Annotated in this window: 20 protein-coding genes; 13 read left to right on the forward strand and 7 right to left on the reverse strand. The window is 61.5% G+C overall.

Annotated elements, in window-relative coordinates; all coding sequences use genetic code 11:
• Positions 1-63: 63 nt before the first annotated feature.
• Entirely contained in the window at positions 64-1,899 is a 1,836-nt protein-coding gene (gene recQ, locus NOM06_RS11070) for an ATP-dependent DNA helicase RecQ (RefSeq protein ID WP_108588428.1), read from the forward strand.
• Positions 1,900-1,966: 67 nt separating this feature from the next.
• On the opposite strand, the gene NOM06_RS11075 is transcribed toward recQ, so the two are convergent.
• Positions 1,967-2,269, reverse strand: coding sequence for a cytochrome c (locus NOM06_RS11075; protein WP_005340687.1), 303 nt, complete (start codon positions 2,267-2,269; stop codon positions 1,967-1,969).
• 105 nt (positions 2,270-2,374) lie between these two features.
• Here NOM06_RS11075 and NOM06_RS11080 point away from each other — a divergent pair, with 105 nt between their 5' ends.
• The 3 genes from NOM06_RS11080 to NOM06_RS11090 all read left to right on the forward strand — a co-directional run bounded on the left by NOM06_RS11080 (position 2,375) and on the right by NOM06_RS11090 (position 4,934).
• On the forward strand, positions 2,375-3,802 hold the full coding sequence (locus NOM06_RS11080) for a YdiU family protein (protein WP_255911644.1): 1,428 nt from the start codon (positions 2,375-2,377) through the stop codon (positions 3,800-3,802).
• A gap of 10 nt (positions 3,803-3,812) precedes the next feature.
• On the forward strand, positions 3,813-4,100 hold the full coding sequence (locus NOM06_RS11085; RefSeq protein WP_255911646.1) for a DUF3630 family protein: 288 nt from the start codon (positions 3,813-3,815) through the stop codon (positions 4,098-4,100).
• A gap of 159 nt (positions 4,101-4,259) precedes the next feature.
• The gene (locus NOM06_RS11090; protein WP_005340680.1) at positions 4,260-4,934 is read left to right on the forward strand and encodes a 7-cyano-7-deazaguanine/7-aminomethyl-7-deazaguanine transporter; all 675 of its coding nucleotides are present in this window, start codon (positions 4,260-4,262) and stop codon (positions 4,932-4,934) included.
• Between the two features lie 269 nt (positions 4,935-5,203).
• On the opposite strand, the gene rraA is transcribed toward NOM06_RS11090, so the two are convergent.
• Complete coding sequence (gene rraA, locus NOM06_RS11095; RefSeq protein WP_005340678.1) at positions 5,204-5,689, reverse strand: ribonuclease E activity regulator RraA; 486 nt, start codon at positions 5,687-5,689, stop codon at positions 5,204-5,206.
• A gap of 146 nt (positions 5,690-5,835) precedes the next feature.
• On the opposite strand from rraA, the gene NOM06_RS11100 reads away from it, so the two are divergent.
• Together NOM06_RS11100 and NOM06_RS11105 are read left to right on the forward strand one after the other, a co-directional pair.
• Positions 5,836-7,689, forward strand: a complete 1,854-nt coding sequence (locus NOM06_RS11100; protein WP_255911648.1) for a methyl-accepting chemotaxis protein — start codon at positions 5,836-5,838, stop codon at positions 7,687-7,689.
• 122 nt (positions 7,690-7,811) lie between these two features.
• Entirely contained in the window at positions 7,812-8,462 is a 651-nt protein-coding gene (locus NOM06_RS11105) for a chromophore lyase CpcT/CpeT (protein ID WP_021230765.1), read from the forward strand.
• Between the two features lie 99 nt (positions 8,463-8,561).
• Here the strand turns inward: NOM06_RS11105 and rpmE are convergent, their stop codons facing one another.
• Positions 8,562-8,777, reverse strand: coding sequence for a 50S ribosomal protein L31 (rpmE, locus tag NOM06_RS11110; protein WP_005340673.1), 216 nt, complete (start codon positions 8,775-8,777; stop codon positions 8,562-8,564).
• 147 nt (positions 8,778-8,924) lie between these two features.
• Here rpmE and priA point away from each other — a divergent pair, with 147 nt between their 5' ends.
• Positions 8,925-11,132 (forward strand): primosomal protein N', encoded by a 2,208-nt coding sequence (priA, locus tag NOM06_RS11115; protein ID WP_255911650.1) that lies wholly within the window; start codon positions 8,925-8,927, stop codon positions 11,130-11,132.
• A gap of 64 nt (positions 11,133-11,196) precedes the next feature.
• On the opposite strand, the gene NOM06_RS11120 is transcribed toward priA, so the two are convergent.
• Complete coding sequence (locus NOM06_RS11120; protein WP_255911652.1) at positions 11,197-12,303, reverse strand: hypothetical protein; 1,107 nt, start codon at positions 12,301-12,303, stop codon at positions 11,197-11,199.
• 167 nt (positions 12,304-12,470) lie between these two features.
• Here NOM06_RS11120 and NOM06_RS11125 point away from each other — a divergent pair, with 167 nt between their 5' ends.
• The 5 genes from NOM06_RS11125 (at position 12,471) to dtd (ending at position 18,370) form a co-directional block, all read left to right on the forward strand.
• On the forward strand, positions 12,471-13,904 hold the full coding sequence (locus NOM06_RS11125) for a DUF2867 domain-containing protein (protein ID WP_255911654.1): 1,434 nt from the start codon (positions 12,471-12,473) through the stop codon (positions 13,902-13,904).
• 169 nt (positions 13,905-14,073) lie between these two features.
• Positions 14,074-15,300: an aromatic amino acid transporter gene (locus NOM06_RS11130; RefSeq protein ID WP_005355439.1), complete on the forward strand. Its 1,227-nt coding sequence runs from the start codon at positions 14,074-14,076 to the stop codon at positions 15,298-15,300.
• A gap of 254 nt (positions 15,301-15,554) precedes the next feature.
• On the forward strand, positions 15,555-16,796 hold the full coding sequence (locus NOM06_RS11135; RefSeq protein WP_255911656.1) for a malic enzyme-like NAD(P)-binding protein: 1,242 nt from the start codon (positions 15,555-15,557) through the stop codon (positions 16,794-16,796).
• Positions 16,797-16,973: 177 nt separating this feature from the next.
• On the forward strand, positions 16,974-17,846 hold the full coding sequence (locus NOM06_RS11140) for a virulence factor BrkB family protein (protein ID WP_005340664.1): 873 nt from the start codon (positions 16,974-16,976) through the stop codon (positions 17,844-17,846).
• An 86-nt stretch (positions 17,847-17,932) separates the two neighbouring features.
• Positions 17,933-18,370, forward strand: coding sequence for a D-aminoacyl-tRNA deacylase (dtd, locus tag NOM06_RS11145; RefSeq protein ID WP_255911658.1), 438 nt, complete (start codon positions 17,933-17,935; stop codon positions 18,368-18,370).
• On the opposite strand, the gene NOM06_RS11150 is transcribed toward dtd, so the two are convergent.
• The gene (locus NOM06_RS11150; RefSeq protein ID WP_255911675.1) at positions 18,359-19,039 is read right to left on the reverse strand and encodes a spermidine synthase; all 681 of its coding nucleotides are present in this window, start codon (positions 19,037-19,039) and stop codon (positions 18,359-18,361) included. The two genes, dtd and NOM06_RS11150, sit on opposite strands and share 12 nt — an antisense overlap.
• A 170-nt stretch (positions 19,040-19,209) precedes the next feature.
• Between NOM06_RS11150 and NOM06_RS11155 the strand changes: the two genes are divergently transcribed.
• Positions 19,210-20,118 carry a bifunctional GNAT family N-acetyltransferase/hotdog fold thioesterase gene (locus tag NOM06_RS11155; RefSeq protein WP_255911660.1) on the forward strand — a complete coding sequence of 303 codons (909 nt, stop codon included), beginning with the start codon at positions 19,210-19,212 and terminating at the stop codon, positions 20,116-20,118.
• Between the two features lie 54 nt (positions 20,119-20,172).
• Here the strand turns inward: NOM06_RS11155 and NOM06_RS11160 are convergent, their stop codons facing one another.
• Both NOM06_RS11160 and recG read right to left on the reverse strand, forming a co-directional pair.
• Entirely contained in the window at positions 20,173-22,290 is a 2,118-nt protein-coding gene (locus tag NOM06_RS11160; RefSeq protein WP_255911661.1) for an AsmA family protein, read from the reverse strand.
• A 143-nt stretch (positions 22,291-22,433) separates the two neighbouring features.
• Positions 22,434-24,503 carry an ATP-dependent DNA helicase RecG gene (gene recG / locus NOM06_RS11165; RefSeq protein WP_255911662.1) on the reverse strand — a complete coding sequence of 690 codons (2,070 nt, stop codon included), beginning with the start codon at positions 24,501-24,503 and terminating at the stop codon, positions 22,434-22,436.
• Positions 24,504-24,619: the final 116 nt, after the last annotated feature.

The following is a 24,619-nucleotide window of genomic DNA, read 5'->3' on the forward strand; positions in this document are numbered from 1 at the left end:
TCGCAATGGCAGGTTTATTGTGGGCGGCGGCTGCTTTAGAATGGCGACCCCAAAGGAGAGCCCATGACCGCGATTGCCGAAACCCTGCCAGATCCTCAGCCAGAGAGTCCGCTTGCCCTGCTGCAGGCAGTCTTCGGCTATCAGCAGTTTCGGCCGGGTCAGCTCGAGATCATCGAGCAGATCGTCGCGGGGCGCGATGCGCTAGTCCTCAAGCCCACCGGTGGCGGCAAGTCGCTCTGCTACCAGATCCCGGCACTGCTGCGGCCCGGGCTCGGGGTGGTGGTCTCTCCCCTTATTTCGCTGATGAAGGATCAAGTCGACAGCCTGCGCGCCAACGGTGTGGCGGCGGTCTACATCAACTCGGCCCTCAGTCGGGAGGAGATGATCCAGAACTTCGCCGCCATGCGCCGCGGCGAGATCAAGCTGGTCTATGTCTCCCCCGAGCGACTGTTGCAGCACGAGTTTATGGATCGGCTGGCCGAGCTGCCGCTCGGGCTGTTCGCCATCGATGAGGCGCACTGTGTCTCCCAGTGGGGCCACGATTTCCGGCCTGAGTATGCGGCGCTGGGGCGACTAAAACAGTGGTTCCCGCAGGTGCCGGTGGTGGCGCTAACTGCGACTGCCGACGAGGCGACCCGCAGCGACATGCTGCACCGGTTGGAGCTCAACGATCCCTTCATTCACACCGCCAGCTTCGATCGCCCCAATATCCGCTACAGCCTAGTGGAGAAGTTCAAGGCGGCCGAGCAGTTGCTGCGTTACGTGCAGAGCCAGAAGGGCAACTGCGGCATCGTCTACTGCTCCAGCCGCAACCGGGTAGAGGAGGTGGCCGAGCGGCTATCCCGCCACGGCTGCAAGGCCGCGCCCTATCATGCGGGGCTGCCGCTCGAGCAGCGCCAGCAGACCCAGGATGCCTTCCTCAAGGATGACGTCGAGATCGTGGTGGCGACGGTGGCGTTCGGTATGGGCATCGACAAACCCAATGTGCGCTTCGTGGTGCACTACGACATCCCGAAGAACATCGAATCCTACTATCAGGAGACCGGCCGCGCCGGGCGCGATGGCACTCCCGCCGAGGCGCTGCTGCTCTACGATCCCGCCGATATCGGTCGGGTGCGCCGCCTGCTCGACAACATCGAGAACCCGCAGCAGCTGCAGGTGGAGCAATACAAGCTCAACGTGATGGCAGCCTTTGCCGAGGCGCAGACTTGTCGCCGCCAGGTGCTGCTCAACTACTTTGGCGAGTACAACGACAAGCCGTGCGGCAACTGCGATATCTGTCTCGATCCGCCCAAGAGCTATGACGGCACCGAAGATGCCCAGAAAGCACTCTCCTGCGTTTGGCGGGTGGGGCAGAACTTCGGGGTGGGCTATGTGGTGGAGGTGCTGCGCGGTTCCCTCAACCAGCGCATCAAGGATCACGGCCACGACAAGCTCTCGACCTACGGCATCGGCAAGGATCAGAGCCACGAATACTGGATGAGCGTGATCCGCCAGCTGATCCACAAGGGGCTGCTGACCCAGAACATCACCCGCAATCTGGTGCTGCAGCTGACCGAAGCGGCCCGCCCCGTGCTGCGTGGCGAGGTGAAGCTGGAACTGGCGGTACCCCGCCTGCAGCCTATCTCCAGCCGCAAGGAGAAGCGCAACGGTCTGCTCGACAACGCCAACTACGACAAGCGGTTGTTCAAGGAGCTGCGCGGCCTGCGCAAGCAGATTGCCGAGGATGAAGAGGTGCCGCCCTACGTGGTATTCAACGATGCGACCCTGGTGGAGATGGCTCAGCTGATGCCGATGACCGAAGACGAGATGCTGGCCATCAACGGCGTCGGGCACCGCAAGCTGGAGCGCTTCGGCGAAGCCTTTATGGATCTGATCATCGACTACTGCCGTCGTTAGGGTCGATTAGGCAGCCTAATCGACCACGGTAAGCGCGGCTCGGAAGAACCAAGGGTCAGACGCGAGGTTATTTCAGGCTGGCGTAGAAGGCGGCTAAATTGTCGATATCCGCATCGGTCAGCGGCGCCATGAAGGGGTCCATCAAGGGCTCTTTGCGAGTGCCATCCTTGAACGCTTTCAACTGTTTCACCAGATAGGCGGCATTCTGACCCGCCAGATGGGGATAGTTGGGGATCATCGCCTTGCCTTCCACGCCGTGACAGGCGGCACAGACCGCCGCTTTGGCTTTGCCGGCTTCAATATCGGCAGCCTTGGCCTGATGACCCCACGCCAGTGCCAGCAAGGGCAGGGCATATACCCATTTTTGCATCTTCTTCTCCTTGAATTGAAAAATGATGGTTGCCAGTGAGCACAAGCATGGCTGACGGCAGTATAAAGAGTGACACGAGCATACGCAGGGACGAATGGCACAACCATGAAGCTGATCAACACTTTTACGAGCGAACTGCCTTGGGCCTGTGAACCCGTGGCCCCCCAGCCGCTGCAGCAGCCCCTGTTGCTTCATCTCAACCGGGCTTTGCTGGATGAGTTGGGGCTGGGAGGCGTCAGCGAGGCTGACTGGATCGCCTGTTGTGGCGAGGGAAAGGTGCTGCCCGGCATGCAGCCGGTAGCGCAGGTCTATGCGGGCCATCAGTTTGGGGGTTATAGCCCGCGGCTTGGGGATGGCCGCGCGCTGCTATTGGGTGAGCAGCAGGCGCCGGATGGTCAGCGCTGGGATCTGCACCTGAAGGGGGCAGGAAAGACGCCGTTTTCCCGCTTTGGTGATGGTCGCGCCGTGCTGCGCTCCAGTATTCGCGAGTATCTCGCCTCCGAGGCGCTCCATGCTCTCGGCATTCCGACCACCCGGGCGCTGGTGCTGGTGGGGAGTCAGGAGCCTGTTTATCGCGAGCAGGTGGAGACCGGGGCGACAGTGCTGCGTACCGCCCCCAGCCATCTGCGCTTCGGCCATATCGAGTATTTCGCTTGGAGCGGGCAGGGGGAGAAGATCCCGCATCTCATCGACTATCTGCTGCGCCACCATTTCCCCGAACTGGAGAGTGGTGCCGAACTGTTTGCCGAAGTGGTGCGTCGCACCGCGCGGTTGATTGCCAAATGGCAGGCGGCGGGCTTCTGTCACGGGGTGATGAACACCGACAATATGTCGCTGCTCGGCTTGACGCTGGATTATGGGCCATACGGCTTTATCGATGCCTATGTGCCGGACTTTGTCTGCAACCACTCGGATCCTGCGGGCCGCTACGCGCTGGATCAGCAGCCTGCGGTCGGTTACTGGAATCTGCAAAAGCTGGCGCAGGCGCTGGCTGGCCATGTAGACGGTGATGCGCTGGCTGCGGCGTTGGCCCAGTACGAGCAGCAGCTGATGCTGCACTACTCCGAGCTGATGCGGGCCAAACTCGGGCTGGCAGTGTGGGAGGAGGATGACCCGGCGCTCTTCCGCGAGCTGTTCCGGTTGCTGGCGGCCCACAAGGTGGATTACCACCTGTTCCTGCGCCGTCTCGGTATGGTGACGCAAGAGGGGGCGTGGCCTGCATCTCTGCTGGCCCTGTTGTCTGAACCAAGTGTTTGGCAGGAGTGGCTGGAACGCTATCGGGCGCGGCTAATGCGCGAAGGCAGCGAGGATGCCGTGCGTAAGGCGCAGATGGATGCCATCAACCCCAAGTATGTGCTGCGCAATGCGCTGGCCCAGCAGGTGATCGACGCCGCCGACGCAGGGGATATGCAGCCGTTCGAGCGGCTGTTCGCCGCCTTGCAGCGCCCCTTTGATGAACAACCCGAATATGAGGATCTCGCCACCCCGACTCCGGCATGGTATTGCGGTGGTGAGCTCTCCTGCAGTAGCTGAGAGATTGGGCATGAGTTGGCAAATCAAACAGGTAGATAGCGAAGCTGGCGTAGTGACGCTGGATTGTCCGGCGCTCGACTGGGACATGTTTCCGCTGTTGGCGCAGGCCTTGCTACGAGATTGGGAGCTGCAGCCGCTCGAGCAGGATGCGGGCGCCGACCGCCATAGCTGGTTGCTGGAGTTTGAAGGGAGCCAGTTTCGGCTGGAGTACGAACACTACAGCGGCTGCTGGCTGGAGGCGGTGCGCCCGGCGGATCGGGAGGCGCTGCTCTGGCTCGCCAGACAGCACAAGGCGTGACTATCGCCCACAAGGCTTGCTCTGCGGCTGGCCAACCTGGACAAGCGTAATCGCATAAAGATTGAACTATCGGTTTTGGGGCGTATAATCTCGCCCCTCGATTATCGCCAATGGTGGCGATATGGGTTCCCTAACCCCATTAACCAAAAAGGTCACAAGATGAATCTGACCCCTGCGCAGTACCAAACGGCGCTCGTTCGCCTGTCGTTGTTCCACATCCTGATCATTGCCAGCAGCAACTATCTGGTGCAGCTGCCGATCACTGTGTTTGGCTTCCACACTACCTGGGGTGCGTTCAGCTTCCCGTTTATCTTCCTCGCCACTGACCTGACGGTGCGGATCTTCGGTGCCGGTCTGGCACGCAAGATTATCCAGACCGTGATGCTGCCAGCACTGGCGGTCTCCTATGCGCTCTCCGTACTCTTCTTTGAAGGGAGCTTCCAGGGCGTTGGTCATCTGGCCGAGTTCAACCTGTTCGTAGCGCGTATCGCGCTGGCCAGCTTTATGGCCTATCTGGTAGGGCAGTTCATGGATGTGGTGGTGTTCAACCGGCTGCGTCTGCTCAAGCAGTGGTGGATTGCACCTGCGGCCTCCACCCTGTTCGGTAATCTAGTCGATACCATCGCTTTCTTCAGTGTGGCCTTCTGGCGCACCACAGATCCTTTCATGGCAGAGCACTGGGTCGAGATCGCAACCGTCGATTACGTATTCAAGTTGCTGATAAGCCTTGGTTTGTTCGTGCCGCTCTACGGTGTCTTGCTGCGCTACCTCAGCCGCAAGCTGGTGGGCGAGGCCGGATTATCCAGCCTGCAAACGGCCACCCGGCAAGCCTGACCAGATTGACCACCCTTCGCGGTGGTCAATTTTTTGCACTTTCTGCAAATAGCGCTTGCCTAGTTAAATGAGAATGATTATTGTTAACTTGTTTTCCGGGAAAGACTTCATTCGTTCCAACGTGATGGACTTCTTGTGAAGGCACGACATTGCTCACATTGCTTCCAGTTAAGGGCCAGTTTATCTGGCCCTCTTTTTTTTTCATTTTTCAGCAAGTTGCAGGCATAAAAAACGGGAGCCAAGGCTCCCGTCGTCACGTTGTCTGTGGCTTACTCGATATCGAGTGCCTCGGGGGAGAGGATCACCCCTGTGGTATCGGCGTAGAGGTGGTCGTCAGGCAGGAAGGTCACCCCACCGAAGTTGACCGGCAGATCGGTCTCCCCTACATCCTTGCTGTCGGCACCGACCGGAATGGCTGCCAGTGCCTGAATGCCGATATCCAGATCTTCCAGAATATCGACTTCGCGGACGCAGCCGTAGCAGACAATCCCTTCCCAATCGTTCTCGGCCGCCGTGGTGGCGATGTCGCTGTCGATCAGAGCTCGGCGCATGGAGCCACCGCCATCGATCAGCAAGACACGTCCCAGTCCGTTCTCTTTGACGAGTTCACGGATCAGGCCATTCGATTCGAAGCATTTGACTGTGGTGATGACGCCGCCGAAAGAGGCGCGGCCGCCGAAGGAGCAGAGCATGGGTTCAAGCACATCCACCATGTCCTGATAGATGTCGCACAGTTCAGAAGTATTGTATTCCATAGTGTCAAATCCACGGCTGGAAACAGGTGCAACCAGTATAAGGAGTGGGTGTGGCATTTCAATGAATATTCCTTGCACAGATCACCTGTCGCCGCTTTTCTGCATAAGCTCAATGCAGTTCACTGCCAGTTTGCGAGAGGTCCATCGTGCTTATCCGTCATAAGTTGATCCTGAATACCGTGCTGGTTGCCGTTGCCATGCTGGTACTGAGCGGCCTGTTTATCTACTCCAGCCAGGTGCACCGTCACCTGACCGAAGCCCAGCGTAATATCGACCAGCTGGAGATCGCCATGCTCAACCTGCGGCGGGCCGAGAAGGATTTTCTGATCCGCAAGGATATGACCTTCGTCGAGCGCTTCAATCAGGGGCTGTCAGATTTTCACCAGCACAATCGGGAGCTGGTGACCGATGACAATCTGGCGGCCGTCGAGGGGGAGTTGACCAGACTGGATCAGCAGATCAGCGGTTATGGCAAAGCCTTCAACGATCTGGTGGCCCAGCAGCAGAAGATTGGTCTGGGGCCGGAGGAGGGGCTCTATGGCAAGCTGCGGGCGGCGGTGCATGAGGTGGAGAATGGGCTCAAGCAGCTGGATCAGCAGGGGCTGCTCATCACCATGTTGCAGCTGAGACGGGCGGAGAAAGACTTCATGCTTCGCTCTGATATCCAGTATCTGGAGCGTTTCGAGACCTTGCACAAGAGTTTTCAGGATAGTCTTGCCACTTTGCCGGAGGCGGAGCGCGGCAAGTTGGCGCAGGCCAGCAAGCAGTACCGACAGGACTTTGTGGCGCTGGTGCAGGGGATGCAGGTACTGGGGCTGAAAGAGGATGAGGGGCTGCGCAACCAGATGCGGGATCTGGTGCATCAGACCGAACAGGGGTTTGCCGCCGTCGATCAGCACATTGTCGCTGAGCTGGAGCGGCAGAGCGCTCGCCTCAACAGCCTGATGCTGGTCTGTGGCGGGGTGATTGTGGTGCTGATCGGCATCATGAGCGTGTTGCTGGGGCGCAGCATCGACCGTCCCATTACTCAGGTGAATGACACCGTCAACCGCATTCGTCAGGATAATGACCTGCGCCTGAAGATAGATCTGCGCGGGGCAGATGAAATGGCCCAGCTGGCAGGCAATCTCGACGTGATGCTGGGCGGGTTTCGCGATCTGATCGGCGATGTGAAGCAGAGCGTGCACACCCTGACTGAAGCGGCGGATCACCTCTCGGCCAACGTCAAGCGCACCAGTGAAGGGGCGGCGCGCCAGCTGCAGGAGACTGATATGGTGGCGACCGCTTCCACCGAGATGGGCTCCACCATCGAAGAGATCGCCCGCAACACCGAGCAGGCGGCCAACAATGCGCAGGCGACCAACAACAAGGCGATGGAGGGGCGGACTGCGGTCGAGAATACTGTCGAGCAGATCCGCTCGCTGGCGGGCAATCTGGAGAGCTCATCCCGCGAGGTGAGCCAGCTGCAAAAAGAGAGTGAGACCATCGGCTCCGTGCTTGACGTGATCCGTGGTATTGCCGAGCAGACCAACCTGCTGGCCCTCAACGCGGCCATCGAAGCTGCCCGGGCAGGGGATCAGGGGCGCGGTTTTGCGGTGGTGGCCGATGAGGTGCGCAATCTGGCCATCCGTACCCAGAAATCGACTCAGGAGATCGCCGGCATCATCAGCTCGCTGCAGAAACAGACCGGCAGCATCGTCGAGGTGATGGCAACCTGCCGCGAGCAGGGCAACCGCAGCTCGGATCAGGCCAGTACCGCAGGGGAGTTGCTGGGGCAGATCACTCAGGATGTTACCCACATCATGGATATGAGCACCCAGATTGCGGCAGCCATCGAACAGCAGAGTCTGGTGGCCAACGAGGTGAACCGCAACGTCAACAACATCCGCGACATCGCCCAGGAGTCGAGCATCATGGCGGAGGAAAATGCGAGATCCAGCGAGGGTCTCAACGAGCAGGCCCAGCTGCTCAACAAGGCGGTGGCAAAATATCGGGTTTAGTGAGCGGACTGGCATCCTTGTGAGGTTTTTGCACCAGAGTGGCAATGATTTGATCGTAATGGCTGTTATTGGGGTAATTCGCTCATATAATCGCCGCCACTATGATGATTCGGAAGGATTCGATGGCAAAGTTGCTGGTGGCCGTATTCGGGCTGCTCTGTTCCTGTCTGGTGTTGGCAGGTTCGGCGCCTCAGGCTACCCCACTCAAGCCCGGCATGGAGCCGCTACTCAGCTGGTTCAACGGGGCATTTACGAGCCGGGAGCAGGCCAGTTACGACAGCCGCTTTACCAGTGCCGAGCTGCGCCTGATGGAGATCTGGCCCGGCTATCAGGGCTATCGCTGGGTCTATGCCGAGCAGTACCTGAGCATGCGCTCCGTCCGTCCCTTCCGCCAGCGCATCTATCGCTTCTCACCCGCCCCTGACGGGCGGATCCTGATGGCAGAGCTGACCATGCCCCGGGCTACCGATTTTGCCGGTGCCTGGCATGATCCCGCCCTGCTCGACAGTCTGACCCCGCAGCAGCTCTCCTTGCGCCACGGATGCGAGATCTGGCTGACACGCACTCCCTCCGGCGAATATGCCGGTCATACCCGGGTGGGCCACTGCTCCACCGATTTTGGTGGTGCCACGACGCTGGTGCAGCATATCTGGATTGGCCCCGACAGCGTCAGACTGCTGGATCGCGCCTATGACAACGCAGGGAGTCCGCGCTGGGGTAGCCCGGGTGAGGGGTATGTCTATTTGCGTCGTTCCAAAGGGTTTGGCCAGTAGGGACGAGTGGTCTGGCTGCGGGAACATGAAGGATGAAAAACAGGGATCGTAAAAAAGGCGCCCGATGGGCGCCTTTTTCAGAATTCTTCAGAAGTAAAATTACTTCTTGGTGGTCATCGCACCGAAACGCTTGTTGAACTTGTCTACGCGGCCGCCGCTAGAAACTTCTTTCTGCTTGCCGGTGTAGAACGGGTGGCACTCGGAGCACACGTCCAGGTTCAGATCTTTACCGATGGTAGAGAAAGTGTTGATGACGTTACCGCAAGAGCACTTGGCGGTGATGGCTACGTAGTCAGGATGGATACCAGCTTTCATGGACAACCTCAATTAATAGGCCGTGTCGCCATCCGATCTCTTGTCGGACACCACACGATTGTTGAACACAGTTTCAAAGGCTGCGAATAATATAGGAAATGCCTGAGATCAGGCAAGTGGCTTCGCAGAAAAAATAGGCAACCCCTGGTGAATTCTTCCCAAACGCTGGATCTGGTTCGTGTCGCTGTCCCGGTACCGTTACGCCGTCACTTCGACTATCTCTCTCCCCTGCCGTTACCTGCCCCCGGTTGCCGGGTCGAGATCCCTTTCGGCCCGCAAACCCTGGTCGGGCTGGTGGTGGATCATCCGGCCGACAGCCAGGTGCCCCGCAACAAGCTCAAGCCCATCAAGCGTGTACTCGATGGGACGCCGGTGCTAGGGCCGGATATTCTGGCGCTGATGAACTGGAGCGCCAGCTACTACCAGCATCCGCTGGGGGAAGTGCTGCCCCACGCCCTGCCAGTGCTGGTGCGCAAGGGAGAGCCTGCCGCTTATCGCGAACTGGAGTTCTGGTTTGCCACCGAGGCGGGCATGACTATCGACATCAACGAGCTCAAGCGGGCGGCCAAGCAGCAGCAAGCGCTCGCCTTGCTGCGCAAGGGGCCGCAGACCCCCTCTGCCCTCAAACAGGAGGAGATCCAGAGCGCAGCCCTCACTGCGCTGGAGAAGAAGGGGCTGCTGGAGAAGCGCTCGCTGGAGCCGAGTCACGACGGCGATTGGGCTGCCCGTTTCGAGCCGGGGGAGGGGCTGCGTCTCAACGGCGAGCAGGCGCTGGCCGTCTCTGCCGTTACCAGCCAGAGCGACAAGTTCGGAGCCTTCCTGCTGGATGGCATCACCGGCTCCGGCAAAACCGAGGTGTATTTAAGCATCCTCGAGCCGTTGCTCAAGGCGGGCAAGCAGGCGCTGGTGATGGTACCGGAGATCGGCCTCACCCCGCAAACCATCAATCGATTCCGCCGCCGCTTCAACGTGCCGGTGGTAGCGATGAACTCCGCCATGAACGATCGGGAACGGCTCGACGCCTGGCTCGCCTGCCGCGACGGCGGCGCCGCCATTCTGATCGGCACCCGCTCTGCGGTGTTCACCCCGTTTCACAACCTCGGCATCATCATCATCGACGAGGAGCACGACGGCTCCTTCAAGCAGCAGGACGGTTTTCGCTACCACGCGCGGGATCTGGCGGTAATGCGGGCCCATCGTGCCGGTATCCCCATTTTGCTTGGCTCGGCGACCCCATCGCTGGAGACATTGCACAACGCCCGCACCGGCAAATATCACCATCTCACCCTGACTCGCCGTGCCGGTAACGCCCAGACCGCCCGTCAGGTGATCCTGGATATCAAGAGCGTGCGGCTGCAGGCCGGGCTCTCCCCCCAGCTGGAGCAGTTGATGGCGGAGCATCTGGTGGCGGGCAATCAGGTGATGCTGTTTCTCAACCGCCGTGGCTATGCCCCGGCCCTGATCTGCCACCAGTGCGGCTGGAGCGCCGCCTGCGAGCGCTGCGATGCCTGGTACACTTGGCATCAGGCTGGACGACGACTGCACTGCCACCACTGCGACAGCGTGCGTCCGCTGCCCCATCACTGCCCCGAGTGTGGCAGTAACGAGCTGATCGGATCGGGAGTGGGCACTGAGCAGTTGGAGCAGTTGCTCACCACGGTTTTCCCGCAATATCCGGTAGTGCGCATCGATCGGGACAACACCCGCCGCAAGGGGGAGCTGGAGACCCATCTCGGCGACATCAAGGCGGGCAAGTACAAGATCCTGATCGGCACCCAGATGCTGGCCAAGGGCCACCACTTCCCGGATGTGACGCTGGTGGGCCTGCTGGATGTGGATGGTGCCCTGTTTTCCGCCGATTTTCGCGCCGCCGAGAAGCTGGCCCAGCTCTACACCCAGGTGGCGGGCCGCGCCGGTCGCGCCAGCAAACCCGGGTTGGTAGTGCTGCAGAGCCACCATCCCGAGCACGCCCTGCTGCAGGATCTGACCCAGAATGGCTACGGCCACTTCGCCGATACGGCGTTGAAAGAGCGCCGCCTGCTGGGGCTGCCGCCGTTCAGCTATCAGGGGCTGTTTCGGGCCGAGGCCAACGGCCGTGACGAGGTGCAGCTGTTCCTCGCCCGCCTCGCCGATACCCTGCGCAGCGCCCGCTATCCCCACGTTCAGGTGCTGGGGCCCATCAGCGGCTTTATGGAGCGCAAGGCGGGCAAGTTCCGCATGCAGTTGCTGGTGCAGGGGCCGAACCGGGCACCGCTGGCCCAACTGCTGGACTGGGCGGTGAAGGAGCTGGAAAGCTGGCCTGAGACCAAAAGGGTGCGCTGGAGTCTGGATATCGACCCCACCGAGCTGAGTTGATGGTGCCGGAGCCGGTCGCTGGCAGTGCTCGTAAGCGACCGGGCGGATGATTCCGTTTCAAGGCTCAGACTCGCAGATCGATCTGCTGCACCCAGCCTCCCTTACCCTGTTCGGTGAGATAGAGGCCGGATTGGCGCAGCACCCCCTGATTGCCGCTTTCCCCCAGATGGTTGAAGGGGGTGTCGAGGGGGCGTAGCAGGATGGCGCCGATCCCCAGTTCGACCAGAGCTATAGGTGCGTGCTCCGGATGCCAGAACTGCAGGGCTGAAAACTGGCTATCCCCCTCATCCAGCACCCCGTTGCCATCCTCATCCAGGGTGGCCAACTCGCCGAAGCCATTGCCGGAGCGTGCACCAAACAGCTCGCCCCCATCGTCTATGGTGCCGTTGTCATTGAGATCCAGCGCCACAAAGCCGCTGCCTTCACTCAAGCTCGGCAGGCTATCCTCTTTGCCATCCTGATCGATATCGAAGTTGACCCGAGCCTCGGTCAGATCGGCAATCTTGCCATCCAGACTGAGCACCAGCGGATCTTTGAGGGCATTGAGGGTGGTGCGCCGCTGGCTCACCTCCAGCTGACGCCAGTCGAGCACAAAGCCGAGATCGAGCTGAATAGTCTGACCATCTTGAGTCGCTACGCTGGCCGATGCCACCACGTTGAGCTGCTCCTTTTGCAGCAGGCTGTCGGTTACTTCCACCAGTTGATCCGGCTCGGCGGCGGGTTGACTGCTGTCGCCCGTCGGGGAGTTCACCCCCTCCGCGCTCTGGTCGGTCGGTTTGATCGGATCCGGCAGCTCTATCTCGTGGCCCAGCATCGCCTCGATCATCAGCTTGATAAGCCGCTGGTGGTTGTCGAGCCCGTCGTTGGGAACACCGTTCTCCTCCTGATTTCTGCTCCCCTCTGCCTTGGCTGGCGCGGCTGTTGTCTGCGGGGGAGTCTGGGTATTGCTCCGGCTGCTGGCTTGCAGCGTCAGGGCACTGGTTTGCATCAGGGTGGTTCGCTGCTCGCCGGATGGCGGTGTGGCGGCCGTTCCGCTCACGCCATTGGCCTGCGGCGCGACCGGCCCCAGTCTGCGCACCTTGCGGCTCTGGGCCTGTTGTTGCCGGTATTGCACCTCCCCCTGGAGGTCGTAGTGATCGATGCGCATACGTTCGCCCTCGGCGCTATACATCTGGTCAGTTATCGACCAGCCAATGAGCAGGGCTTAACACCAAATCGGACTAATCAGGGAAGTGGTTAGTACTAGGTTGCAAGGTGACGGCGTGGCAGGATGATGGGCATGCGGGTGCTAGCCCGTTTGCCCAAGCGCAGGGCGCAACATGTGAAGAGGAAGAGAGGATGAGAAATTGTCTGGTGATGGGGGCGGCGGGGTATATCGGATCCTATCTGGTGCCTCACCTGCAAACGCTGGGCTACAGGGTGATTGCCGGGGCGCGCCGTCCCTGCCGCTTGCCTGAGGGGGTCGAGTTTCGCCTCGCCGACAGCCTCAAACCCATCACCCTGCTGCCTGCGCTGGCGGGCATAGATACCGTCTTCTATCTGGTGCATGCCATGGGGGCGGGAGCCGATTTTCACCGGCTGGAGCAGCAGGGGGTGAAGAACTTCGCCGCCGCTGCCCGCGCAGCCGGGGTGCGCCGCATCATCTATCTCGGGGCAATCCAGCCCGAGCAGTGCAACAGTCGCCATCTCAACTCCCGTCGCCACTGTGGCGAGCTGTTTCGCGAATCTGGCGTGCCGACGGTTGAGCTACGCGCCGGCATCATCATCGGGCCCGGTTCGGCGGCGTTCGAGGTGATGCGGGATCTGGTGTTCAACCTGCCGATGATGGTGACGCCCAAATGGGTGCGCTCGCGCACGCCGCCGATTGCGCTGTCAAACCTGCTGCACTATCTGGGCGGGCTGGTAGAGGCCGACGAGGTGGATAGCCGCATCTTCAATGCGGTCGGCCCCGAGCTGCTCAGCTATCAGCAGCAGTTGCAGAAGTTTGCCGCCCATATCGGCAAGCGCTGCCCCATCATTCCTATCCCGTTTCTGAGTCCGCGCCTCTCCGCCTGGTGGCTGCAGTTTGTCACCTCTGTGCCGCAGCCGGTGGCCAAGGCGCTGGTGGGCGGTCTCAAGCACGATATTCCGGCCGACGATGGCCCGCTGCGCGCCCTGCTGCCACAGACCCTGCTCAGTTTTGACGAAGCGCTGGCGGAGAGTCTGGCGCTGGAGCAGAAGCTGGGTGCCGAACAGCAGGGGCAGGAGACGCCGCTCGGCCTGCGCTGGCGCCATCCCGAATATGGCTTCTATGACCGTACTGCCAGCGGCGATGCCATCTGTCTCGCCTCTCCCGAGGTGGTGTGGCAGGTGTTGCAGCAGTTGGGTGGCGAGAAGCGCTACTTCTACATGAACCAGCTGTGGGTGGTGCGCGAATGGATGGATCATCTTATCGGCGGTCCGGCTCGCACCCGTGGTCGCAGCAATCCCGATCGCTTCGTGAAGGGGGACATGCTCGACTCCTGGCAGATCCTTGGGGTGGATGAGGGGCGCAGGCTCGATCTGCTGTTCAACATGAAGGCCCCGGGCGTCGGCCGGCTGGAGTTCAACATCCTGCCGGAGGAGTCCGGGTTGACCCGTATCCGGGTCACCGCTCACTGGCACCCGCAGGGCGCCTGGGGGCTGGCCTACTGGCTCGCCATGCTGCCGTTCCACCTCTTTATCTTTCAGGGGATGACCGAAGCCATCGCCCGTCAGGCCGAAGCGAGGGCAGGTATCCCGGTGATGGATTAAACCCTCTTCACACCATTCCCGCTTATAGAGTGCCCCGTTCGGGGCATTTTTTATGCGGCGGCCATGCCCGGTTATGGCAGATAGTGGTAGGCGTCTTATGGCAAAGGCTGGCATCATGCCGCGGTCTTGTTTACCGCGGATAGATAATCAGTCAGAAAAAGAAGGGATTATGAAGAAAAAACCGTCAATTTTGGGGGGCGCCTGCATCATTGCCAGCGTCTGCGTGGGAGCCGGCATGCTCGGTCTGCCTAGTTCGGGGGCGGGGGCCTGGACCCTCTGGTCGGTGCTGGCGCTGACCGTCACCATGGTGATGATGACCCTCTCCGGCTGGATGTTGCTGGAATCCTTCCAGCACCACGATATGCGGGTCTCCTTCAATACCGTGACTCGCGAGCTGCTGGGGGAGAAGCTCAATCTCCTCAACAACCTCTCGGTCTACTTTGTTGGCGGTATTCTGCTCTACGCCTATATCACCTCCTCCGGTGCCATCCTGCAGGGCATCCTGGGGATCGACAGCAAGCTCGCCTCCGTGCTGTTCGTGGCGCTCTTCTCTGCGGTGGTGTGGCACTCGACCCGCGCCGTTGACCGTATTTCGGTGGTACTGATCGCCTTCATGATCCTCAGCTTCGCCCTCGGTGTGGCCGGTCTGCTCGGCAGTATCAAGCTGCCGACCCTGCTCGATCTGGCGGGTAGCGAGAGTCGCTACGCTCCCTATGCCATGGCGATGCTGCCGGTAGCGCTCACCTCGTTCGGCTATCACCACTCGGTGGCCTCCCTGCGTGCCTACTACCAGAACGAGCAGCAGGCCAGATGGGCCATTCTGGGGGGAACCCTGATCGCGCTGGCGCTCTACGTGCTCTGGCTGCTGGGGATCTTCGGCAACCTTCCCCGTCAGGATTTTGCTCCGGTGATTGCCAAGGGAGGGGATGTGAGTGTGCTGCTCTCCGCGCTTTCAGGGGTGATCGAATCGGAGAAGGTGGCCAGCGCCATCAACGGCTTCTCCATGGCGGCCATCCTCTCCTCCTTTATCGGAGTGGGGCTCGGGGTGTTCGACTATCTGGCTGATCTGTTCAAGTTCGACAACAGCCGCGCCGGTCGCTGCAAGACCTGGGCGGTCACCTTCCTGCCGCCGCTGGTGCTCTCCCTGCTCTTCCCGTTCGGTTTCCTGCTGGCCATCGGTTATGCCGGTGCCGCCGCCACCATCTGGACCTGCATCATCCCGGCACTGCTGGTGTTGCGTACCCGGGCGCGGGCCGAGAGGGGTGAAGTGACTCCCCACTTCGTTACCCCAGGTGGCAAGCTGATGGCCTGGTTGCTGATCCTGTTCGGATTGGCGACCGCGCTGTTCCACTTCCTGTCGATGGCAAATCTGTTGCCGGTCTATCTGGGCAACTGAGTCAGGTCTACAGCACTGACAGAAAGGGCGGCAAGGCTAACTTGCCGCCCTTTTTGCTCCATTTTTACCCCACGCAGCAGGATCTATAACTAAAGTGGTAGGTGTGGGTGGGGTAAGGTACTGAAATAACTGGTCTGATCTGGCTGACGGCAGCATGATCTGCTGGGCATGCCCACCGCTTTCTTTTATGATCCCCGCCCTTCTGCGTGCCCCCTGTCGGCACCTCATTTGTACCAACCACATCGGGGTCCCCCATGTCCGATCTGCGTCAAGAAGCACTCGATTACCACGCCCAGCCCGTACCGGGCAAAATTGCCATCGCCCTGACCAAGCCTGCCGAAACCGCCCGTGATCTGGCGCTGGCCTACAGCCCGGGTGTTGCCGAGCCAGTGCGCGAGATCGCTGCCAACCCGGCCGATGCCTACCGCTATACCGGCAAGGGCAATCTGGTGGCCGTCATCTCCAACGGCACCGCCATTCTGGGGCTGGGTAATCTGGGGCCGCTGGCCTCCAAGCCGGTGATGGAGGGCAAGGCCCTGTTGTTCAAGCGCTTCGCCGGTATCGACGCCATCGACATCGAGGTGAAGCACGAGACCAGCCAGCAGTTTATCGACACGGTGGCGGCCATCGCCGATACCTTCGGTGGCATCAATCTGGAAGATATCAAGGCGCCTGAGTGTTTCGAGATTGAAGAGGCGCTGATCGCGCGCTGCGACATTCCGGTGTTCCACGATGATCAGCATGGTACCGCCATCGTCACCGCCGCCGGTCTGCTCAACGCATTGGAAGTGCAGGGCAAGCAGATCAGTGACAGCCGCATCGTCTGCATGGGGGCGGGGGCTGCCGCCACCGCCTGCATGGATCTGCTGATCAAGTGCGGGGCCAGAGCGCACAACATCTTCATGCTGGATCGTCAGGGTGTTATCCACACCGGCCGCAGCGATCTCAACAAGTACAAGCAGCGTTTCGCCAACGAGACCCCGCTGCGCACCCTGATGGATGTCATCGAAGGAGCGGATGTGTTTGTCGGTGTTTCAGGCCCCGACGTTTTGCCCGCCGAGGCGGTCGCCCTGATGGCGCCCAATCCGGTGATCTTTGCCTGCTCCAACCCGGACCCGGAGATCAAGCCTGCGCTGGCCCACGGGGTGCGCAGCGACCTCATCATGGGTACCGGCCGCTCCGACTACCCGAACCAGATCAACAACGTGCTCTGCTTCCCCTTCATCTTCCGCGGTGCCCTCGATGCCCGCGCCAGCCGCATCAACGATGCCATGAAGATTGCCGCGGTCGAGGCGATCCGCGCACTGGCCAAGGAGCCGGTGCCAGCCGAAGTGCTGACCGCCGCCGGGGTCAGCGAGCTCACGTTCGGCAAGGATTACGTCATTCCCAAGCCGATGGATGCCCGCTTGCTGCCGCGGGTTGCCCGCGCCGTGGCGCTGGCGGCGGTGACCTCCGGCGTTGCCCGCATCGAGCTGCCCGCGGACTACATGCTGTAATCAGGTGTTGCAAACGGCTCCTTTATCGGGGCCGTTTTTATCTCTGCTTCTGGCGACAGCCAGAGACGCCATCCGGGCGACAGGTTGGGGCAGATGGAGGTAAATCGGGTTCAAAGGTGGTCAAACAGCGCTCTCCTCTGACACAATATTGCCACTATGACGCTAACGAGAATCAAGATGCAGCAGCCTGTCAGCGGCCGTTTGGCCCACGCCCTCTCCTTCTTGCGCCATGATGGTCGCCACTTTGCCCAGTTTGTCTGGGGCCGTTTCCAGCAGGACAGATTGACGGTTACCGCCGGTTATCTGGCCTATGTCACCCTGCTTTCACTGGTGCCGATGATCGCCGTGGTCTTTGGCATGATGTCCGCCTTCCCGGTGTTCCAGAGCCTCAAGCAGGCGATGGAGCAGTTCGTCTACCACAACTTTGTGCCGACTGCGGGCGATATGCTCAAGGAGTACATCGACGGCTTCGTCGCCAATGCCACCAACACCACGGCTGTGGGGATTGGGGCGCTGGTGGTGGTGGCGCTGATGCTGATCTCCGCCATCGACAAGAACCTCAACTACATCTGGCGCTCGACCCAGGGCCGCCCGCTGGCGCAGGCGTTTGCCATGTACTGGATGATCCTCACCCTGGGGCCCGTGCTTATCGGGGCCAGTATCGCCATCTCCTCCTACATCTTCTCGCTGCGGCTGTTTGGCGCCGAGAGCCTGTTCGGTATCGGTTATCTGCTGCTGCGGGGTTTGCCATTCCTCTTCTCGGTGCTCACCTTCCTGCTGGTCTATACCGTGGTGCCGAACTGCAAGGTGCGGCTGATCCACGCCTTTATCGGTGCGCTGGTAGCGGCGACCCTGTTCGAGCTGGCCAAGCGCGGCTTTGCCATCTACATCACCAACTTTCCCTCCTATCAGGCTATCTACGGCGCGCTGGCCACCATCCCGATCCTGTTTGTCTGGGTCTATTTGAGTTGGCTGGTGGTATTGCTTGGCGCAGAGACCACGGCCTGCCTTGGCGAATATGAGAAACCGGCGAGCGAAGAGCTGGGCTAAGCCATCGCCTTGCCCACCGGTTTATTGATAGCATCGACGACCGCCCCTGCGAGGGGGCGGTCGTTCTGTTTTCAAAGGAGAGGGATGTGATTGCATTGATTCAGCGGGTCAGCGAGGCCAGCGTGACTGTCGAGGGGGAGGTGACCGGCGCCATCGGTCAGGGATTGCTGGTACTGCTCGGGGTAGAGCAGGGGGATGATGAGGCCAAGGCCGACAAGTTGCTGCATCGGGTCAGTGGTTATCGGGTCTTCAGTGATGAGAACGGCAAGATGAACCTCAATGTCAGCCAGATCGGTGGCGGCCTGCTGGTGGTCTCACAGTTTACCCTGGCGGCCGATACCAAGAGCGGGATGCGCCCCAGCTTCTCCTGCGGTGCCCACCCGAGCGAGGCTGAACGCCTCTATGACTACTTCGTGGCGAAGGCTGCTGCCAGCGGCATCCCGACCGCAACAGGGCGTTTTGCCGCCGACATGAAGGTGGCGCTGGTCAACGACGGCCCGGTTACCTTCTGGCTACAGGTCTGAGGATGCCTGATCCCGCGGTATGACGTGGACGATCACGTTGATGAGCCCAGCGACCGGATAGGGGGTAGCCGGGCCAATCCACTGTTCTATCAGTGTCAGGGCGTGGGTTAGCTCCAGTTCGGTGCGCGGCAACAGGTTGATGACCAGAGTGCCGCAGAGGCGGGGTGCCAGCGCCCGGTAGAGCCGCTCCTGAAACAGCAGCAGCGGGTTGCCATCCTGACTGAAGAGATCGAGCAGGATGAGGTCGTACTGCTGCTCGCTCTGCTCCAGAAAGGCGAGGGCATCGGCCTGATGGAGTGCCGGAGCGGCGCGTTCATCGCTCTCCTGATGCTGGAAAAACTGCTGATAAACGGTCAGCACCTCTTCGTCGAGGTCGACGCACTCGTGGCGAGCATCTGGCCAGCGTTGGCAGAGATGGCGGGTGAGATCGCCGCCACCCAGACCCAGTTCTAGGATCCGGGTGGCCTGCTCCGGCAGCAGGCAGGCGATGACCCGTTGATGGGGCAGACAGAGGGCGGCGGGGTTGGCGAGCGACATGGCGGATTGCACCACGCCGTCTATCTCCAGCCAGCGGTGCTGGTCATTTTCCTGTACCGTGAGGCGGCGCTGGGGTTTGACGCTGAGGTGCAACAAGTGATCGGCTTGGTACGCTTGCAGATTGAAGTCCATGAATTTGCACGGCAAGATGGTTTCCGACCAGTGTAACTCAAGGATGAAACTATGTACCGGGTAGTCACCCCTCAGACAGTCGCCGAGCTGGGTACTTACTGCAAGCTGCGCTGGAAACGTCTGTGTAAGCCCTTCCATCTGCTAGTCGGCGCAAACTCAAGGATCGCTTTATGTATCGGGTAGTCACCCCTCAAACGGCAGCCGAGCTGGACGCCTACTACCAGTTGCGCTGGGAACTTCTGCGTAAGCCCTTCAATCTGCCCGTCGGTTCCGAGCGGGACGAGTACGACACCGTCGCCATTCACCGGTTGATGCTGGCACCCGATGGCACTCCCATCGCGGTGGGCCGCCTCTTTATCGGCGGCGACGAGGCGCAGATCCGCTTCATGGCGCTGCGTCCCGAATATCGCGGCCAGGGGCTGGGCGCCCGAATGGTGGAGGATCTCGAGGAGCTGGCCCGCAGCGAGAAGGTGAAACGGCTGGTGATGAACGCCCGTCAGGAGGCGGTGGAGTTCTATCGCAAGTGCGGCTTTCTCGAAGTGGGGGGCGGCCCCGTCTCCTTCGGTCGGATTCCCCATCGCCAGATGATCAAATCCCTGAGCCCGTTGCAGACCATCCAGTATCGCCCGGAGTGGTGTCAGGATCTCACCACCCGCTGGTCGCGCGGGGTGCCCATCAGCGAGAAGATGGGGATGCACATCAGTCACTACGATGGCCAGACTTTCCACCTCAAGGCCAATTTGGCGGCCAACTTCAACGTGCATGGCAGCATGTTCGCCGGCAGTGTCTACAGCCAGTGCGTGCTGGCGGGCTGGGGGCTGATCTGGCTGCAGCTTAAAGAGGAGGGACTGGTGGGCGAGCCGGTGCTGGCCGAGAGCACCATCAAATATCATGGCCCGGTCGATGAGGAGCCCGAGGCGCGAGTGGCCCGCGAGGGGATGCCCGCCGTGCTGCAGCCGCTCAAACGGGGGGAGCCTGCCACCTTCAGCCTCAAGATCCAGCTGTTCAGCGGCAGCAAACTGGCGGCGGAGTTCTGCGGTCACTACGTGGTGCAGCCGCCCCGCCGTCCGGGCCAGTAACCGCGCCATTTCCCCATCAAACAACAAGGCCTCATCATGAGGCCTTGTCTGTTTTTACCCCTGCTGGCTGTTGCTTGTCGGCCCGGCTTGGGTCTGCACTTGGGCTTGGGCTTGGGCTTTCGGCGCGGGAGCCGGTCGCCAGAGCGGGGCGCTGTTGCCTTGCGGCGGATAGCGTACTCCCACTTCCCAGCCGCAGGCGTCCTGCTTCTGCGGGAAGCTCCAGGCCAGTGTGGGTTCCGTCAGCGGCCCGCGCCACTGGCCGAGCAGCTCGGCGCAGCGGTTGCCGTTGAGGATCCCCAGATCGAGCTGCCACTGTTCGCTGACCAGATCGATCCCCCCTTGCAGCGCCAGCAGATGAGTGATGGTGGAGGCGCCAGCCTGCTCGACTTGTAGTTGCCCCTTGTCGATCTGGCCCTGCAGCTTGATACGGTAGAAGGGGGTGTCACCCTCCTGCATCGCCTGCCACAGCTGATCCGGCGTCAGGGTGGGCGGGGTCGCGCCCTTGAACCACTCATCCAGCAGCGGATCTATCTTCACCTTGTCCCAGAAAGGCTCGTCGGCATCGAGGGCAAAGCTCCCCTGCAGGGTCTGGCGCCACTCGCCCGCCGTTTTGCCATGTTCGGCTTGCAGATCGGCGCTCACGTCCGCTTTGCCGGCAAAGGAGACCGGGGAGTGGAGTATCTTGCCCCACTGCTGCAGATCCAGCTTGGTTGCCTGCAACTGCAGGCGGCTGCTCTGGCCCGGCTCGCGGCCCCACTGGCCGCTCATGCTGAGGGTGCCCTCATCCGGCAGCGAGCTGGTGAGTTTGCCCAACTGCCACGAGCTGGGGGTCAGCTCCCCATCCAGCTCGCCGTTACGGGCGCTGAGGCCATCCCACACCAGCTCGAACCACTTGCTCTCGATGCGGGCGCGGCCGAGCAGCGGGCCGGGTTGGTTATCGCGCAGGGCGAGATCGCTCAGATAGAGCTGCCAGCCGGTCAGCGACAGAGGGATGGAATCGTCGAAGGAGAGCACCTTAAGCTTGTCGAACGCCAGCTTGCGGATATCGACCTGCTGCGGGCGCCAGCCTTGCCAATCCTGCCACCACCCCTGTGGCAGGCTGATATCCATGCCGCTTAGCGCCACGTCTTTCAGGGTCAGCTTCTGCTGCTGGGTATCGAGGGAGAGCTCGACATTGAACTCCCCTTCATAGGCCTTGCCCTGCAGTTCGCTATCGATCTGCTGGGGCGAGAAGGCGAGCTTGCCCTTGATCTCCTCCAGCTGGAACAGGCCACGGCCCATGTCGCCCAGGGTGCCGCTCAGATAGCCGGTGGGCTGGTTGCCCGCCTGCCAGTTGAAGGCGGTGAGCTGGCCGCTGAAGTTGTTGAAGGAGAGCTCCTGATTGATGTCGTTGAGGCTGACGCCGTCCAGCTGGCCGCGATCCAGCGACACGCTTTGCAACGGGAAGCGCTGCGGGAAGCCTTGTTGTGTCAGATCCCCCAGCTCCACCCGCATGCCGCGCGCCTTGAGGTCATGCAGTTGCAGGGTGCGGGCGGGCCAGTCCAGCACCATGCCGGTCTCCAGCAGACCGTCGAACAGGTTGGTCACCAGCTTGTCGGTGCGCAGCACTTCCCCTTCCAGCCGTCCTTGCAGGTTGAGACGGGCGAAGGTGAATTGCGGGGTCTCCAGCTGGCCGATATTGAGGCTCAGGTTGGCCTGTGGCTGCCGTTTCGGGTCGATCAGCTCCCAGTCGCTCAGGGTGGCGTTGAGACCGCGCAGGGTCAGCTCGGGGCTTTCCAGACTGAGCCGGTCTATGGTGCTGTCACTGATGGTGAGGGAGTGCACCGGCAGGCTCGGTAGCTGGTTGGGCAGCGGCAGCTTGATGGCGGGACGAATGAGATCGAGGTGGGCGATCCGCACGTCGCGGCTCAGCCAGTCGATGCTCTCGATCTCCAGATAGATCTTGTCGAGTGAGACTGCATCGCCGTAGCGTACCTGCTCTGCCAGCAGGGTGTAAGGGTGCAGCGGGTTGAATACCAGCCGCCCTATGGTGACCGGCACACCGGTCTGCTGGCTGATCCAGCTGGCGATGGGGCCTTTGGCGCGCTCGGCGTCGAACAGGCCGAGGGCAACCCAGACAAACAGCAGCAGGAAGGCGAAGGTGTAGAGCAGGCCGCGTAGCCAGGAATTCATGGTTGCTTTCCTCCTGTTTTGGGGTGTGTTGTCAGGCGTTTGAGTAGTGGTCTCGCAGACCGAGCCTGCGCCGTATCAAGGGTTCGACATGACTCGGATGCCTATCCATAAGGACATGTGCCCATCTTCTGCATCTACCTCGGTCAGGCATTGGAATAGTGATCCCGTAAGCCGAGCCAACGGTGAATCAAGGGTTCGACATGGCTTGGGTGCCTATCCATGAGGAAGCGAGCCATCTTTTGCACCTGTGGAATAAGCGGTTGATCCCGCACCAGATCGGCGATCTTGAGGTCGGCCAGACCGGTCTGGCGAGTGCCGAGCAGTTCCCCCGGGCCGCGCAGTTCCAGATCGCGCTGGGCGATGAGGAAGCCGTCGTTGGTTTCCCGCAGCACCCCGAGCCGGCTCTGGGCCGTCTTGGACAAGGGGGCATGATAGAGCAGCACGCAGTGAGAGGCTACCGCACCACGGCCAACCCGGCCGCGCAGCTGGTGCAGCTGTGCCAGCCCCAGTCGCTCCGGGTTCTCGATGATCATCAGGCTGGCGTTGGGCACATCCACCCCCACCTCGATGACAGTGGTGGCGACCAGCAGTTGCAGTATGCCTGCCTTGAACTCCTCCATCACCCGCTGTTTCTCCACCGGCCGCATCCGGCCGTGTACCAGCCCGATATGCAGGCCGGGCAGCAGGTTCTGCAGCTCGGCGGCGGTATCCTCGGCAGCCTGACACTCCAGCACCTCCGACTCCTCGATCAGGGTGCAGACCCAGTAGGCCTGCTTGCCCTCGGTGCAGGCGAGCTTGACCCGCTCGATCACATCGCCGCGACGGCTGTCGGGCAGCGCGACTGTGGTGATGGGGGTTCGGCCCGGCGGCAGCTCGTCGATGACCGAGGTGTCGAGATCGGCATAGGCGGTCATCGCCAGGGTGCGGGGGATAGGGGTGGCGGTCATGATGAGCTGATGGGGATGCACCCCCTCACGTTCCCCTTTCTCGCGCAGGGCGAGGCGCTGATGCACCCCGAATCTGTGCTGTTCATCGATGATGACCAGCGCCAGACGCTGGAACACCACCTGCTCCTGAAAGATGGCGTGGGTGCCCACCACCATCTTGACGCTGCCATCTTTGATCGCGGCCAGCGACTCTTCCCGCGCCTTGCCTTTCTGCTTGCCCGCCAGCCAGCCGACTCCGATGCCGAGCGGCTCCAGCCACTTGGCGAAGTTGATGGCGTGCTGTTCCGCCAGCAGCTCGGTCGGCGCCATCAAGCCCACCTGACAGCCGTTGCCGATAGCCTGCAGGGCCGCCAGCGCTGCGACCAGGGTCTTGCCGGAGCCCACGTCGCCCTGCACCAGTCGCATCATGGGGTGGCTCTGTTGCAGATCCTTGCTTATCTCCGCTACTACCCGGCTCTGGGCGCCGGTGGGCTTGAATGGCAGGGCGCCGAGCAGCTGTTCAACCAGCGCGGGCGCCGGTTTGAGAGCGCGGGCCAGCTGGGTTTGCGCCTGAGCGCGCACCTTCAAGACCGAGAGGTTGTGCGCCAGCAGTTCTTCCAGCACCAGCCGCTGCTGGGCCGGATGCTGGCCGCTTTCCAGCAGCGGCAGCGCCACCGAGGGGGGCGGACGGTGCAGCAGTTTCAGGGCAGCGGCCAGCTCAATCTGATGGGGATAGAGGCCGGCGGGCAGCAGCTCCTCGACGCCATAGAGGTCGAGCTGGGCCAGCGCCTGATCGGTGAGGTTGCGCAGGGTGAGCTGGCGCAGCCCCTCGGTAGTCGGGTAGACGGGGGTGAGCGCCTCTTCGGTCTGGCCTGCCTGCTCCTCGCCGAGCAGCTTGTACTCGGGGTGGGCCATCTCCAGTCCGTACTTGCCGGGGCGCACCTCGCCAAAGCAGCGGATCAGGCGACCCGCCGCCAGACTGTTTTTCTGGGCGGCGGTGAAGTTGAAGAAGCGCAGGGTGAGGGTGCCGGTGCCATCGCTGATGCGACAGACCATCATGCGGCGGCGCCCCATCACCAGCTGAGTGTCCTGGATTTCGCCCTCGACGGCGCCGTGCAGGCCGGGCGGCAGATCGCCGATGGGCCACACCTGGGTGCGGTCCTCGTAGCGCAGGGGGAGGTGGAACAGCAGATCCTGTACCGTGGCCAGCCCCAGCCGCTCGAGCTTCTCCAGCATCTTGCTGCCGACACCCTTGAGGCTATCGAGAGGAATTTTATCCAATTTCATCAATTAGATGCCCGAAAACACTGTAAATATGTCCAGATGATAGGGGTTGTTGAGGGGCCGATGCAAGCCGAGTTGCTGTTGGCTGGGCAGCCAAGACGGGGGAAACGGCGGATATA

The organism is Aeromonas sp. JL9 (assembly GCF_024436075.1).
Classification (GTDB): Bacteria; Pseudomonadota; Gammaproteobacteria; order Enterobacterales; family Aeromonadaceae; genus Aeromonas; species Aeromonas veronii.